General features: G+C 41.8%; 16 protein-coding genes. 9 read left to right on the top strand and 7 right to left on the bottom strand.

Going from position 1 to position 15,233, the window contains the following annotated elements; genetic code table 11:
* Positions 1-290: 290 nt before the first annotated feature.
* The 3 genes from moeA to ACIH2S_RS05675 all read left to right on the top strand — a co-directional run bounded on the left by moeA (position 291) and on the right by ACIH2S_RS05675 (position 2,789).
* Entirely contained in the window at positions 291-1,532 is a 1,242-nt protein-coding gene (gene moeA, locus ACIH2S_RS05685) for a molybdopterin molybdotransferase MoeA (protein WP_272534679.1), read from the top strand.
* 28 nt (positions 1,533-1,560) lie between these two features.
* Complete coding sequence (gene moeB, locus ACIH2S_RS05680; protein WP_154610038.1) at positions 1,561-2,283, top strand: molybdopterin-synthase adenylyltransferase MoeB; 723 nt, start codon at positions 1,561-1,563, stop codon at positions 2,281-2,283.
* 170 nt (positions 2,284-2,453) lie between these two features.
* Entirely contained in the window at positions 2,454-2,789 is a 336-nt protein-coding gene (locus ACIH2S_RS05675) for a zinc ribbon domain-containing protein YjdM (RefSeq protein ID WP_036949717.1), read from the top strand.
* Between the two features lie 89 nt (positions 2,790-2,878).
* On the opposite strand, the gene ACIH2S_RS05670 is transcribed toward ACIH2S_RS05675, so the two are convergent.
* The 3 genes from ACIH2S_RS05670 to ACIH2S_RS05660 all read right to left on the bottom strand — a co-directional run bounded on the left by ACIH2S_RS05670 (position 2,879) and on the right by ACIH2S_RS05660 (position 5,759).
* On the bottom strand, positions 2,879-4,453 hold the full coding sequence (locus ACIH2S_RS05670; RefSeq protein WP_154604456.1) for an ABC-F family ATPase: 1,575 nt from the start codon (positions 4,451-4,453) through the stop codon (positions 2,879-2,881).
* A 254-nt stretch (positions 4,454-4,707) separates the two neighbouring features.
* Positions 4,708-5,166, bottom strand: a complete 459-nt coding sequence (locus tag ACIH2S_RS05665; protein ID WP_036949720.1) for a GNAT family N-acetyltransferase — start codon at positions 5,164-5,166, stop codon at positions 4,708-4,710.
* Between the two features lie 17 nt (positions 5,167-5,183).
* Positions 5,184-5,759 carry a TIGR00730 family Rossman fold protein gene (locus tag ACIH2S_RS05660; protein ID WP_036949723.1) on the bottom strand — a complete coding sequence of 192 codons (576 nt, stop codon included), beginning with the start codon at positions 5,757-5,759 and terminating at the stop codon, positions 5,184-5,186.
* 301 nt (positions 5,760-6,060) lie between these two features.
* Here ACIH2S_RS05660 and rhtA point away from each other — a divergent pair, with 301 nt between their 5' ends.
* Both rhtA and dps read left to right on the top strand, forming a co-directional pair.
* On the top strand, positions 6,061-6,948 hold the full coding sequence (gene rhtA, locus ACIH2S_RS05655) for a threonine/homoserine exporter RhtA (protein ID WP_036949726.1): 888 nt from the start codon (positions 6,061-6,063) through the stop codon (positions 6,946-6,948).
* A gap of 292 nt (positions 6,949-7,240) precedes the next feature.
* Positions 7,241-7,744: a DNA starvation/stationary phase protection protein Dps gene (dps, locus tag ACIH2S_RS05650; RefSeq protein WP_036949728.1), complete on the top strand. Its 504-nt coding sequence runs from the start codon at positions 7,241-7,243 to the stop codon at positions 7,742-7,744.
* 66 nt (positions 7,745-7,810) lie between these two features.
* On the opposite strand, the gene dinG is transcribed toward dps, so the two are convergent.
* A complete protein-coding gene (dinG, locus tag ACIH2S_RS05645) occupies positions 7,811-9,922 on the bottom strand; it encodes an ATP-dependent DNA helicase DinG (protein WP_108479405.1) in 2,112 nt (703 codons plus the stop codon).
* Between the two features lie 240 nt (positions 9,923-10,162).
* On the opposite strand from dinG, the gene ACIH2S_RS05640 reads away from it, so the two are divergent.
* The 4 genes from ACIH2S_RS05640 to ACIH2S_RS05625 all read left to right on the top strand — a co-directional run bounded on the left by ACIH2S_RS05640 (position 10,163) and on the right by ACIH2S_RS05625 (position 12,176).
* The gene (locus tag ACIH2S_RS05640) at positions 10,163-10,324 is read left to right on the top strand and encodes a hypothetical protein (RefSeq protein ID WP_187369806.1); all 162 of its coding nucleotides are present in this window, start codon (positions 10,163-10,165) and stop codon (positions 10,322-10,324) included.
* A gap of 36 nt (positions 10,325-10,360) precedes the next feature.
* On the top strand, positions 10,361-11,200 hold the full coding sequence (gene sseA / locus ACIH2S_RS05635; protein ID WP_430248558.1) for a 3-mercaptopyruvate sulfurtransferase: 840 nt from the start codon (positions 10,361-10,363) through the stop codon (positions 11,198-11,200).
* 132 nt (positions 11,201-11,332) lie between these two features.
* Complete coding sequence (locus ACIH2S_RS05630) at positions 11,333-11,797, top strand: hypothetical protein (RefSeq protein WP_272534686.1); 465 nt, start codon at positions 11,333-11,335, stop codon at positions 11,795-11,797.
* Positions 11,798-11,807: 10 nt separating this feature from the next.
* Positions 11,808-12,176: a hypothetical protein gene (locus ACIH2S_RS05625; RefSeq protein WP_108479402.1), complete on the top strand. Its 369-nt coding sequence runs from the start codon at positions 11,808-11,810 to the stop codon at positions 12,174-12,176.
* A 110-nt stretch (positions 12,177-12,286) separates the two neighbouring features.
* On the opposite strand, the gene ACIH2S_RS05620 is transcribed toward ACIH2S_RS05625, so the two are convergent.
* The 3 genes from ACIH2S_RS05620 to rhlE all read right to left on the bottom strand — a co-directional run bounded on the left by ACIH2S_RS05620 (position 12,287) and on the right by rhlE (position 15,098).
* The gene (locus ACIH2S_RS05620; protein ID WP_036949742.1) at positions 12,287-12,535 is read right to left on the bottom strand and encodes a GlsB/YeaQ/YmgE family stress response membrane protein; all 249 of its coding nucleotides are present in this window, start codon (positions 12,533-12,535) and stop codon (positions 12,287-12,289) included.
* A gap of 182 nt (positions 12,536-12,717) precedes the next feature.
* Entirely contained in the window at positions 12,718-13,677 is a 960-nt protein-coding gene (gene dusC / locus ACIH2S_RS05615) for a tRNA dihydrouridine(16) synthase DusC (protein ID WP_108479401.1), read from the bottom strand.
* Positions 13,677-15,098: an ATP-dependent RNA helicase RhlE gene (rhlE, locus tag ACIH2S_RS05610; protein WP_108479400.1), complete on the bottom strand. Its 1,422-nt coding sequence runs from the start codon at positions 15,096-15,098 to the stop codon at positions 13,677-13,679. Before rhlE ends, dusC begins: the two co-directional genes overlap by 1 nt.
* Positions 15,099-15,233 lie beyond the last annotated feature (135 nt).

The following is a 15,233-nucleotide window of genomic DNA, read 5'->3' as shown; positions in this document are numbered from 1 at the left end:
ATCCAGAATACTCCTTGCCATTTAAATAACTATTTCATTATTTAAATGCGATTAATAACACCCTTTATTTTAGCCTTTTTGGTAGCTCTGTTTTAGCAAAAATCGTGTTCTTCGATAACGGATTCATTAAAACAACGCAATATGTGACCCAAATGAGACAAACTATCCACCCAAAAGCTATCAGTAATCAATTTCTATTCATTCACCCAATGCGCTATATCTGACATAATACCGCCAACAATTTATTTTAAGCCTCGAAGGCCAATAACAAGATTAAGGGGTAACGATTTATGGACCAGTGTCATACTAACGGTTTGATTTCACTAGAGCTTGCATTAGAAAAATTACGTTCAAACACCGCAACTGTCACAAGCACTGAAATCATTCCACTAACTGAGTCTGCCCAACGTATTATTGCCGAAGACCTCATTTCTCCCATTAATGTCCCGCCGTTTGATAACTCAGCGATGGATGGTTATGGTTTTCGCTTTGCTGATTGGGATGGAAAAACCCCGATGCCCGTCGCTGGAAAATCCTTTGCTGGCAACCCAATGGAAGGAAAATTACCCGCAGGTAGCTGTGTAAGGATCATGACGGGAGCGCCTATTCCTGAAGGCGTTGATACCGTTGTCATGCAAGAAGCCACAGAACAAACTGATCAAGGAATTATTATTACGGAAAGCTTCAAGCAAGGAAACAATATCCGTAAAGCTGGTGAAGATATTGCCCAAGGTAGTGCGGTATTCCCTGCCGGAACCTTACTCTCCACCACACAGCTACCATTGATAGCGTCTCTTGGAATTGCGAATGTGACAGTCCAGCGCCGTTTGAAAGTTGCCGTGTTCTCAACCGGTGATGAGCTTCAAGCAGTAGGCGAACCTCTGGCTGAGGGGCAAATTTATGACACAAACCGTTTTGCCGTTCGCTTAATGTTAGAAAAACTCAATTGCGAAGTGCTGGATTTTGGCGTTATCCCCGACTCACCAGAAAAACTCAAGCAAACCTTTATTGAAGCTAACCAATGTGCTGATTTAGTCATCAGCAGCGGTGGCGTCTCTGTCGGCGAAGCGGATTACACCAAACAAATTTTGGATGAACTGGGTGAGATTGGATTTTGGAAATTAGCTATCAAGCCAGGTAAACCTTTCGCATTTGGCAAGCTAAGTTCCGCGTGGTTCTGTGGCTTACCAGGTAACCCTGTCTCTGCCGCGCTGACTTTCTATCAATTAGTTCAGCCATTAATTGCTCGCCTCAGCGGCCATAGCCAATGGAAAGCCCCTGTCCGCTTCAAAGTTCCTGTCACTACACCACTGAAAAAATCACCTGGACGCCTTGATTTCCAACGAGGCATTTTAAGCGTCAATGAACAAGGTCAGCTACAAGTGGCGACTACAGGGCACCAAGGCTCACATGTCTTCAGTTCTTTTAGCCAAGCAAACTGCTTTATTGTATTAGAACGTGAGCGTGGAAAAGTGGCGGCAGGTGAAATGGTTGATGTGGAAATGTTCAATTACTTATTAAAAAGTGAGTAAGACTGTGCAAGAACTGACTGATCAGGAAATGCTACGTTATAACCGCCAAATTATCTTACGCGGCTTCGATTTTGACGGGCAGGAAAAGCTGAAGGCAGGTAAAGTCTTGGTCGTTGGGCTTGGTGGACTTGGCTGCGCGGCGACACAATACCTCGCCGCCGCGGGTGTCGGTTATTTAACCCTCGTAGATTTTGATACGGTTTCCCTATCAAATTTGCAGCGCCAAACCCTGCACCGCGACGCGACTATCGGTGAACCTAAAGTAGATTCAGCAAAAGCGCAGCTAGCGGCCATCAATCCTCATATCCAGATTGATACTGTTAACGCGCAATTGGATGATCCTGAGCTAGAACAATTAGTTCAACAGCATCATGTGATCTTAGATTGCACGGATAATGTTTCCATTCGCGAGCAGCTTAATCGCCTCTGCTTTAAACACAAAATTCCTTTTGTTTCGGGTGCTGCAATTCGTATGGAAGGGCAACTTTCCGTATTTACCTATGAAGAAGGAATGCCCTGCTATCACTGCCTAAGCCGACTGTTTGGAGAAAATAGCCTGACATGTGTAGAGGCTGGCGTCATGGCGCCGCTGGTGGGGACAATTGGCACATTAGAAGCGATGGAAACCATCAAATTGCTAGCCCAGTACGGCAAAGTCAATGTTGGAAAAGTGCTGTTATTTGATGCGATGACGCTGGATTTTCGCCAATTTAAACTCAATAAAGACCCTCATTGTGAGGTTTGCTCCTAAGATTCTTCATGGCGAGCTAAGTCTCGCCATTTTTTAAGATACAAAATTAGGAATATTCCTAAAAATTCATTTATCTTGTCTTTGGTCTTATACTATCCCCCTTTCGGGGAACCTCGTTATCCCTACTGATTTGAACTATGACTGTGTCAGTCATTACTGAGAATATAAATATGTCATTACCTCCTTGCCCAAAATGTCAGTCTGAATATACCTATACTGACAACGATATGTACATCTGCCCTGAGTGCGCGCACGAATGGAATGATGCTGAGCCAGTTACTGACATTGATGAACTCATCGTAAAAGATGCTAATGGCAACTTATTAGCTGATGGCGATACTGTTACCGTAATCAAAGATCTTAAAGTGAAAGGTAGTTCTTCAATGCTGAAAATAGGTACCCGCGTTAAAGGTATCCGTTTAGTGGAAGGCGATCACAATATCGATTGTAAAATCGATGGTTTCGGTCAAATGAAACTGAAATCTGAGTTTGTGAAGAAAAACTAATTTTGAGGCTGTTCTGCCATTTTGAACAGCTAAATAAAAATAGCCCCTCGGGTATCACACCAGCGGGGCTATTTTTTATTCAAACAAGATTAGATAACAACACCTTGGCTTTTCAGGTACTCGTCATAAGTACCTTTAAAATCAATCACTTTATCTTCTTTAATCTCAAGAATACGAGTTGCCAGTGAACTCACAAACTCACGGTCATGGGAAACGAAAATCAGCGTTCCTTGATACATTTCCAATGCTAAGTTCAATGATTCAATGGATTCCATATCTAAGTGGTTGGTCGGTTCATCCATAATCAAAATATTTGGCTGTTGCATCATCAACTTACCAAATAACATACGACCCTGCTCACCACCTGATAAGACCGACACTTTTTTCTTAATATCGTCTTGAGAGAATAGTAAGCGACCTAAAATACTGCGAACCGCTTGCTCATCATCCCCTTCACTTTTCCACTGGCTCATCCAGTCAAACACGTTCAGGTCAGTATCGAAGTCTTCTGCGTGGTCTTGCGCATAATAACCAATGTTATGGTTTTCAGACCATTTGACGATTCCGCTTGTCGCAGGTTGCTCACCGACTAAGGTTTTTAAGAATGTGGTTTTACCGATACCGTTAGCACCGATAACCGCCATTTTCTCACCCACTTCCATTAATAGGTTTACGTTTTTAAACAGAGGACCTTGATCGTAACCGTTAGTGACCGCTTCTAATTCTAAAGCATTACGGAACAGTTTTTTCTCTTGTTCAAAACGAATGAATGGGTTTTGACGACTAGAGGCTTTAACTTCATCTAATTGAATTTTATCAATTTGACGAGCACGAGAAGTCGCTTGTTTAGATTTTGATGCGTTAGCGCTGAAACGGCTAACGAAAGATTGTAACTCAGCAATTTGCGCTTTTTTCTTGGCGTTATCAGATAACAGACGCTCTCTCGCTTGGGTTGCCGCAATCATATACTCATCGTAGTTACCCGGGAATAAACGCAGCTCACCGTAATCTAAATCCGCCATGTGCGTACAAACGGTATTTAAGAAGTGTCTATCATGGGAAATGATAACCATGGTGCAGTTACGGTCATTCAGCACTTGTTCTAACCAACGGATGGTATCGATATCCAAGTTGTTCGTCGGTTCATCAAGTAACAGAATATCTGGATCAGCAAATAATGCCTGAGCCAATAGCACACGCAGTTTCCAACCCGGCGCGACTTCGCTCATTGGACCATAATGTTGCTCAACCGGAATACCGACGCCTAATAGCAGCTCACCCGCACGCGCTTCCGCGCTATAGCCATCCATTTCACCGTAAGCCACTTCAAGATCTGCAACACGATAGCCATCTTCTTCACTCATTTCTGGCATCGCATAAATTCTGTCACGCTCTTGCTTTACATCCCAAAGCTCAGCATGTCCCATGATAACGGTATCGAGAACAGTAAACTCTTCGAATGCAAACTGGTCTTGGCGTAATTTACCTAAACGCTCGTTAGGATCCGTGGTGCTCACATTCCCTGCGGTTGGCGTTAAATCTCCACCCAGAATTTTCATAAATGTGGATTTACCCGCACCATTAGCGCCGATCAGACCGTAGCGGTTACCGGTACCGAATTTAACTGAGATGTTTTCAAACAGCGGCTTACTGCCAAACTGCATAGTGATATTGTTGGTTGTTAACACTGCGATGCCTTAAATTGATCTTTGTAGAGTCGCCCCGAGATTGGCGTAATTGCCCTTATCTCGCCGACTTGAAGTCTGATAAGAATAAATAGCCGCGCATTATGCCATAATCCCACGTTTAGATCTTGTGCTGATTTTTGAGCCGCTTTTTCTGAAAAAGATATGATTTGTTCATGATACCTTGGGGGCTAATACTATAAAAAGCTCCCCAATAACGGAGAGCTTAAAATTTACAACGCGATCCCCATGGTACGGGATACTTCGGCTAATCCTTCGCGCTCATAAAACTTAATAGCTTGGTGGTTTTGCGCTAATACTGAAAGTTCTAAGTGACTAAATTTCTGCAACTTAGCCCACTCTTTCATTCCATCTAAGAGCTGTTTACCTGCTTTTTCACCTCGAAAGTCGGGAGAGATGACCAAATCAAAAATATAACCGAAATCCCTTGGTACAATGCAACTATAAGGATCTGCCGTTTGTTTTTGAGCAATACAAAAACCTTTGATTTCACCTTCATGATCAACCACTAAAAGATGAAACTTATTATCCTCAATGGCATTTTCAACAAACTCACTCGATTGTTCCGCGGCTTGTAACCTTTCACGATCAAACTTAGCCATCTCGGCAAATAAAATTTGGTAGAGTGCAAGAATTGCTGATAAATCCTCTTTTTTTGCTTTTCTGATCATAAAGCTACCCGAATAAGTTAGTCGTAAGTTTTCACTGGTGGTGCAATATACGTTTCAAATTGATCTAATAAACTGGCTGGGGATGATTCCACAATCGCCATATGACGATATTTTTCATGTAAAAAGCCCTCATCCGCCATTTTATTGGTCATATCAATCAGAGGCTGCCAGTAATTATTAATATTGAATAATCCGCAAGGCTTAGTATGTAAACCAATTTGACTCCATGTGAACACTTCGCTGTATTCTTCTAAAGTGCCGTATCCACCAGGCATTGCGACAAAACCATCAGCAAGTTCAATCATTTTGCTTTTGCGCTGATGCATGGTGTCAACTTTGTACAGTTCGGTCAGATTTTTATGCGAGATTTCACGCTCTTCAAGCAGGGATGGGATCACACCAATAGCCTTGCCGCCTAAAGATAATACCGTATCGGCAACGGTTCCCATCAGCCCAACACTCGCACCACCGTAGACTAAAGCGATATCACGCTTTACCAGCTCTTTTGCAAACTCAATGGCTTGTTTTTGATAAATTTCATTCGTCCCCATGCTTGAACCACAATAAACCGCGACGCTTTTAATTTTTTTCATGTTCTATTTTCATTCCTATTATCATTCTTGTAAGCGCAAAATTATACGGTACCCTCAAAGAAGCTCAACTCACAATATTTTATTTTTAGTCGTTATCCAATATTAAATAATATGATGAATTTTTCGCTCTCAACAAAGCAATATAATCTGCATGAATTCTGTGAGATAATTCACGCCAATTTGCTGGCTTAGGGTAAATATCCCAACAAACCACCATTATTATTTAGATTTACCCATTTTATCTGTATATACCGTGTGGGTTTTATCGACGTTCCTAACGTTTTTTTGAGGTTTTTTATTCATGTCTGCCGATACTAAAAAGAGTGCTTTTCCGCTATTACCGATAGGCTTGCTATTACTGGCAATGATGTCAATCCAAAGTGGTGCCTCTTTAGCTAAAACATTGTTCCCACTTATCGGCGCACCAGGTGTTACCGGTTTACGTTTGTTGCTTGCCACGATTATTTTGTGTGTGATCTTTAAACCATGGCGTTTAAATTTTAGAAAAAGCTCTCTGGGACCACTGCTTGCTTATGGTTTATCTCTCGGAACCATGAACTACCTGTTTTATTTAGCGCTTGAGCGTATCCCTTTAGGAATTGCGGTCGCACTTGAGTTTACGGGCCCATTAGCCGTTGCGATGTTCTCTTCTCGCCGCCCTATTGATTTTTTATGGATTGGGCTTGTCATTGCTGGGTTGCTATTCTTACTGCCTATTGGCAATAACATTGACTCTCTCGATCTCGTTGGTGCCGCTTATGCTTTAGGTGCCGGTGTCTGCTGGGCGATTTATATTATCTTTGGTCAACGCGCTGGCGCAGGTTATGGTGCCGCAACGGTTGCTGTGGGTTCGTTGATTTCTGCGCTGATTTTCTTCCCGATTGGATTAATGCAAACCGGGGTTGAAGCGATGTTTGACCCAGCCATTCTACCTTTGGCTTTAGGGGTTGCTATTTTGTCTACCGCATTTCCGTATACATTAGAGATGATAGCGTTAACCAAGCTGCCCGCAAAAACCTTCGGTACTCTAATGAGTCTAGAGCCTTGTATGGGAGCATTTTTAGGCATTGTCTTCCTACAAGAACATTTAACGATGACACAATGGTTAGCGCTGTTGTGTATTGTATGCGCGTCTATTGGCTCAACATCCACTTCGGTACCCAAATCAAAGATTGAAAAAGTATCGTAAATAATTACGTCATCTTCACTTTTATTAAAGGCTAATAGGCAATTCTATTAGCTTTTTTACTTTTTTTCTTTGTTCATTTTTTATTTCATTATCTTGTAAGGTAATCTTCATTTATTTGAAATGTCACATCGATAGATTCGATTGGTAAAATCTAAATAAACGCCAAAAAAAAATATCATCGTCCTGCCTATTAAAGTAATAGATTATTACTTTATGACATTCTTAGCTTTACACTCTATATTTATAAGCAGACAAGACAATTGAGTTAATTATATTTAAGAGAGGAAATTCTATGAATACTGCAAAATTATTTAAAACCTCTTCAACTGAACTTTTATATACCCGTAATGATATTGAAGATAGTGTAAAATTAGAAACCATCGGTATCTTAAACATGATGGTTATCCATTTCACCGATCTCTCTTTAATCACTAAACAAGCACATTGGAACATGCGCGGTCGCAACTTTATCGCAGTGCATGAGATGTTAGATGGCTTTAGAGATAGCATCATTGGGCACTTGGATGAATTCGCTGAGCGTGCGGTTCAGTTAGGTGGCATCGCCACAGGAACATCACAACAAGTCAATAAGTTTACATCATTAGAAGCTTATCCATTGGATATTCATTCTGTACAAGACCATTTAAAAGCATTAGCTGAACGATATGCTGTTGTTGCAAATGATATTCGTAAAGCTATCGATGAAGTTGAAGATGAAAATACCGCAGATATGTTTACCGCCGCATCTCGCGATCTGGATAAATTCCTGTGGTTATTAGAAGCCAATATTGAGTAGTGTCGTAAAACAGAGTCAATATATTGACCATGAGACCACTTCGGTGGTCTCAATTTATTTATCGCCCTACTTATCTGATGTTGGCATTTCAGGTTGTTCAATAGGGAAAATGGGTAACGAATTTAATAAACGTTTACCATAGCTTTTGGTTAATAAGCGCTTATCATAAATGATAATTTCGCCATAACACTCATGACTTCGAATCAAACGCCCTGCTTGCTGGATCAAATTAAATGAAGCGCTAGGTAAACTTTGTACCTCGAATGGATAACGCTTTAATGACTTCAGCCAATCACCTTCAGTAATAATTACTGGATTTGTCACAGGCGGAAACGCAATCTTGTGAATATGCACTTGGGTTAAAAATTCCCCTTTTAAATCCAACCCTTCCGCAAATGATTGTAAGCCGATTAACGCGCTTTTTTGCCCTTGTTTAATACGTTCACAATGCGTCTCCACTAGCCGGTAACGTGGCTGATCCCCCTGCACTAATAGCTGTAAACGCAAATCTTTCACATGTTCCAGAAATCCTTCCATCGCTCGCTGGCTACTAAATAGGATCAAGACCCCATGGTGATCACTATGCGTAAATTGATGGCGAAAATAGGTTGCCATCTCTTTTAAATGTTCAGCTTCATTTGCCATAGTTGGCTCATGCTGCATTTTGGGGATCACCAACTTACCCTGCTCAACATGATTAAACGGTGAGGTGAGCGTGACGAAACGGTCATCACTCTTTTCGGATAATCCCGTTAACTCCATAAAACGTGAATAGCTGTTCAAAGAGCGAAGTGTTGCCGATGTCACTACAATATGAGGCACATTTTTCCATAACAAATGTTGCAGCTGTTCACTTACGCGGATCCCTGCGCAATGCATAAAAATCCGGGATTGATTTTTCTCATAATGGCGGCTAAGCCATTTCGAAACGGGCGCACCAGAGCTTTGATCAAGCGAGGCTAAGCGCCATAATTTGGTCATATTTTCAAAATAGCCCATCGCTCGGCTTGTCACTAAAATGGAGCGATGTAAACGCACAATATCTTGCTTTGCTGTTTGTTCCGTTAAGTCACTGAGAATCGCCTCTGATAGCCCACGTAGCGCATCCGTCAGCTTAAATAGCTCTAGGCAACATTGCTGCATTACCTCGGGCAAAATCCCCATTGGGAACAAATATTCTGACTCTTTGGATGTTTCAGGTAATAGCCCGTTCGCTAACAGTGAAAAATCACGGAAACACTCGCGTAATTTTTCAGCATGTTGTTGTAGCTTATCAGGATTAGTCAACTTAGGCGGTTTTGCTGGGCGAAACTGCGCAACATACTGCCCGACATGATGAATAAAATTATCCACCTGTGCGGTAAGCTGAACTAGCGTAATTTCCCCTTCAACTTCTAAAGCGTCTCTCGCCACATCGGGAACATGATGCCCCTCATCGAGAACTAACAGTAATTTCTTAGGGTCCGGTAATACCGATTCACTTTCCATGGCTGCCATCACTAAAGCATGGTTAGCCACGACCACATCCGCATCTTCAATTTCACGGCGTGCAATAAAAAAAGGGCATCGTTGATAGAACTGGCAATTACGCCCAAGGCAATTCATTTTATCGGTGCTGACTTTACGCCATAAACTATCACTAAATGCCTTTTTATGGTGGTCGCGTAGCCCATCCCAAGCAAAGCTATGAAAATCATTGCGTAATTGCTGGCATTGCGCTCTCTCTTCGCTGTTGGTAATTTCAGTTTTGTCTTCCACCAACAGCATTAAATCAATTTGTTCCCCTTCCGCGGCACAAATAGCTTCTAAGTTTCGGGGGCACACATAACGCGCCCGCCCAAATGCGCCTGTATATTTTAAGTCAGGGATAATTTTGCTCAGTAATGGCAAATCCTTACTGAATATTTGATCTTGGAGGGCAACGTTAGCGGTGCTCACGACCAAAGTTTTACCTTCTTCGCGCCCAACAGCAATGCCTGGTATCAAATAGGATAAGGTTTTTCCCACCCCTGTTGGTGCTTCAATAACTAAATGACGCCCTTCTGCATCCGACAAATTTTTCGCCACTTCAGCAATCATTTGCCGCTGAGGTGCCCGAGAGACGAACCCCTCGATTTGGTTAGATAACCCCTTATACCATTGAGTTATTTGTTCTTTGATTTTATTTGACAGAGACATAGATACGCAGAAGACCAAGTAAAAAGGAGATGATAGCTAATCAAAAAAGAGGCAGGAAAGCCCCCGTTTCTCTTTTGCGAAACCCTTCGCAAAACTACTGTATTAATTTCCATTATACACAAATTCTGGAAAGCCTTTCGCAAAACACCAAATCGAGCCAAGAAAATATCCCGTAAAACTTGTTTGCTATCACCATCCAGTTATACTTTGGCATCTTCGTGTCAAATCAGGCTAATAAAAATGAAAAAAGTCGTCATCGCACTGTGCGCATTATGCGCATTGAGTTCTATTGGGGGTATTGTGCTTGCCGGGATGAATATTTATACCCGCTCCACCACACCTTTAGAGCAAAATCAGGCTCAATCGCCATCGATATTACCTGCACCTAATCAGATCCAGTAATCATCCATTATTAATCAAACGGGACGGTGAGTTATGATGTACAACGATTATTTTGTAACACCAGAGTGGTTAAATTCACATCTTTCAGACAGTAATATTATTGTGCTTGATGTCTCTACGCCACCACCTACCGCCCCTTATGATTGCTACCAAAGCTACCTTGATGAGCACATTCCCCAAGCTCAATTTTTTAATCAAGATGAAATCGCCGATAAGAGCTGCGACTTACCCCATATGCTCCCTGACGCCGCCACATTTAGCCAAGCTGTTGGAGCGATGGGGATTAATAATCAAACGCAAGTCATTATTTACGCTCAAAATAATTTGTTTTCATCTCCGCGTGCATGGTGGACTTTCCGCACTTTAGGCTGTAAACAGGTTAAAATTTTAGCCGGTGGAATTAACGCATGGAAAGCAGCTGGTTTCGCAACTCAATCTGGTAAAGTCACCCCACCCGCCGCACAAACCTTTATTGCTGATAGACAAGATGCCAATGCGCTGAATCAACAGCAAATGTTAGAGGTTGCCACTGAAGGTAAAATCCAAATTATTGATGCGCGTGCATCTGCCCGTTTTCTGGCTCAAGCTCCTGAACCTCGCCCAGGTTTAAGGATGGGGCATATTCCAGGCAGTAAAAATGTGCCTTGGGATTTATTAGTGGATAATGGGAAATATAAATCCCCCGAACAATTAAAAGCTATTTTTGCGCAGCAAGGTGTCGATATTCTCGCACCAACAGTCACAACCTGTGGCTCTGGCATGACTGCTGCCGTAGTTTTACTGGCATTGGTATTATTAGGTAACCCACATGTGCGCCTCTATGATGGTTCATGGGCGCAATGGGGACAAGACAACGGGTTACCAATCGAACCTTAATCATTTTTATTCCCTCATAAATACGCGTTAATTATGAGGGAATTTATTTGTTCTATTTAAATCTAATATTATAAAAAATTAATCTAATTAATTAAGATTTCTATTACTCTATTTTTATGGAGCTAATAACTAATGAATACATTATGGGAACTCTGGGTAATAAACCTAGGGACGCTATCTACCTTTGTCGGTACAGCAGCAACTTTATGGGTTCTATTACAAACATCAAGATTAACGATTAAATTTAATCGTAAGGCATCTATTTATTTTCATAAGGAGAAGCTATCCAAGCTACTTAATGATTATTATAAACACTTATCTGAAGTTCATAATAAAAATACCTTTCATGAAGAAATGCATAGAAGGAAGTTACATAGTAGAATACAATCATTACACCATTATATTCTATTCATTGACTCTAAAGATAAAAAATTAACATCATCAATAAAACAATACAAAATAAAAACCACAAAAATAACATCAATAAAAGACCACCATGATTTAGATATTAGCCTATGTTTTGATATGTTAGATGAAGTAAATCTTCTACTTAATTATATTGATAATATTATTGATATTTCAGCTAGAAAAATATGAGGGAAAACTAATGAACCCAACAGAACACAAAGTCATATCTAACGTATTTTTAAAAAGTTTAAAGCGCCAAATAGAATGGGAGCAAACAAAAGATATCCATCCAGCCATTAACCAGTCTCCAAATTTTTGTATTCTAGGATGTTATAATACAACAAACTTAGATAACATGGCTTTTTACTTATACTCATATCGTACTATTGAATTTAATCATTACACTGAGACACATAATTCTGTAGTGAAATTTTCTCTTACATTAATTGAAAATAACTGTATCACTTGGAATACAGTTCATGATGATAGATTATTGACTCAGTTATTTGAAATTACTGCATTTGATAAATCTTCAATACATAAATTCATGGAACCATGTGAAAATTAAAAAATTAAAGCCACTCATTATTTAGCGAACGTCATAATAAGTGGCTTTAATAAATAGTAAATTGTGCAGTAGTAAAAAACCTACCCTTGATAATGATGCCCCTAGAAATGCTACTTAATAAACATTCCCGCAAGGAATAGCACGACAATGGCGCCGATCACGGCAACAACAAAACTACCGAAGTTAAAGCCATCCACCTTGCCTTTACCAAAGAATGTGCTGATGTATCCCCCGACAACCGCCCCGACGATCCCCAATACAGTCGTCATGATAAAACCCATTTGATAGGTTCCAGGCATTAACCATTTAGCTAAAACACCTGCGATTAAACCAAAGATAATCCAAGCAATAACGCCCATTTGAGGCCTCCAATATCTCTGTTGCTCTAAATTTCCTAGCACGATAACTTTGTTACACGATATAGACTCTTTAATCATGACATACGGTAATGACAATATTTTGAATTAATCACCACCATACTAGTCACCACCATACATAGTAATTAAAGACCTAATCTCAAATTTTGGCAAATTTCATCATGTTAAGATGATACGACAGAAAGCTGCTCCACATGTAGCGCAATAACATCCGCTATTTGCTCCGCCGTTTTCAACGCTCTCACTTGAGAAAACAGTTCATCCGCTTGCTGGTACTCTTTACGTAAATAACTCAGCCATTGTTTGATACGAGCTGCGTGGTAATGCCCTGTATCACCCAGTTTTTCTAGTTCCGTATATTTAAAGAGTATTTTTCCGACCTGTTCCCAAGGCATCTTCGCGACATTGTGTTTGATCACATGGCTCAAATTCGGCGTATTTAAAGCACCTCGGCCAATCATAATCGAATCGCACCCAGTGATTTCCATACAGCGTTTAGCACTTTCATAATCCCAGATTTCGCCATTGGCAATCACCGGAATCGACAGTTTCTGACGAAGCTCACCAATCGCCTGCCAGTTAATACATTCCGCTTTATAGCCATCTTCCTTTGTACGCCCATGAACCGTCAGTTCGGTCGCCCCGGCTTGCTGTACAGCATCCGCAATTTCATGAGCAAATTGGCTGCTATCCCAACCCAAACGGACTTTCACAGAAACGGGTAAATCTTTCGGTACAGCCGCTCGCATAGCTTTAGCGGCGTGATAGATAAGCTCTGGCTGCTTCAATAACGTCGCACCGCCACCGCTGCCATTTACCGTTTTTGATGGACAACCGCAATTGAGATCGACGCCCCAAGAGCCTAATTCAATTGCGCGGTTGGCATTTTCAGCCAACCACTCAGGATGTTGCCCTAATAGCTGCACCCGCACTAACGTCCCCGATGGCGTCCGGCTACCTTGTTGCAATTCCGGGCATAACCGATAAAACGTTTTTGCCGGCAACAAGGTATCGACAACTCGCACAAACTCAGTAATGCACAAGTCGTAGTCGTTCACCTCACTCAATAATCGGCGAACCAGAGAATCGAGTACCCCTTCCATCGGGGCGAGTAGCACACGCATTAGCTATCACTACGCCCTTGTCTAACGCGCTTCTGTGCATTTTTCCACGGTGAACCTGAAGTGGATTCAGACTGACCTTTCTCGGAATTCGCATTTTGACGACGAGGACGGCTTGAACCTTTATTGCTATTATTGCCTGAATGATTGCTGCGCTCACCGCGGCTATCCTCAGAGCTACGGCGGTTGTCAGAACCACGACGGTTATCAGACCCGCGGCGACTATCAGAACCACGACGATCATTACGCTGAGAAGGCTTTTGGATCGGCTCAGCTTTGATTGATGGGTCTGGCTCGTAGCCTTCAATCTCCATCTGTGGGATGGATTTTTTCAATAATTTCTCAATATCTTTAAGCAGTTTCGCTTCATCGATACACACCAAAGATACCGCCATACCCGTGGCTTCCGCACGTCCAGTACGACCAATACGGTGAACATAATCTTCCGCCACATTAGGCAGCTCAAAGTTAACCACATAAGGGAGCTGTTCAATATCTAAGCCGCGAGCCGCAATATCTGTCGCCACTAAGACACGGATATCCCCGGATTTAAAATCAGCTAAAGCGCGGGTACGAGCGCCTTGGCTCTTATTACCATGAATCGCCGCCGCTTTGACACCATCTTTGTTTAAGTGCTCAGCTAAGCGGTTAGCGCCATGTTTGGTACGCGTAAATACCAGAACTTGCTGCCAGTTTTCACGCCCAATCATAAACGAGAGTAACTCAGCTTTACGTTTTTTATCCACTAAATGAACATACTGCGTTACTTGCTCAGAAGCTGAGTTGCGCGGAGCCACTTCAATGGAAACTGGATTGTTCAATAACTTGCTCGCCAACTGTTTGATCTCATCAGAGAACGTCGCGGAGAACAGAAGATTTTGGCGCTTTTTAGGTAATTTCGTGATCACACGGCGAATATCGTGAATAAAGCCCATATCTAACATACGGTCAGCTTCATCCAAGACGAAAACTTCAACCTGCGATAAATCCACCGCGTTTTGATGTTCCAAGTCCAATAAACGACCCGGTGTTGCGATCAACACATCCACACCACCACGCAGTTTCATCATTTGCGGGTTAATACTGACGCCACCGAACACAACAAATGAACGAATTCTCAAATGACGGCTATATTCTTTTACATTTTCAGCCACTTGAGCCGCAAGTTCACGGGTCGGGGTTAAAATCAATGCGCGAATAGGACGACGGTTATTACCGCGTGGATTGTCCACCAGCTTTTGCAAAATAGGTAAAGTAAAACCCGCTGTTTTACCCGTACCTGTTTGAGCGCTGGCTAATAGGTCTTTGCCCGCTAAAACAGCAGGAATAGCTTGTTGTTGAATAGGCGTAGGGCTTTCATAGCCTAATTCATTAATGGCACGCAAGATTTCCTCGTTTAACGCGAGGTCAGAAAAACTAGTCAAATTAATTACTCCGGGCTCCACCGCTTCAATTTACTGGGCAGCTCTAGGGGGGAAGATTCGATATTCAATAGAAGAAAAGCGCAAACTGCCATGCGACACGCAAAAATTCTACCATCATTTGACCGTGATAAATAT

It is taken from the genome of Providencia lanzhouensis, from assembly GCF_050469745.1.
Lineage (GTDB): Bacteria > Pseudomonadota > Gammaproteobacteria > Enterobacterales > Enterobacteriaceae > Providencia > Providencia lanzhouensis.
Note: the sequence above shows the minus strand (reverse complement) of the source record. Positions and strands in the feature narration are given on the sequence as shown.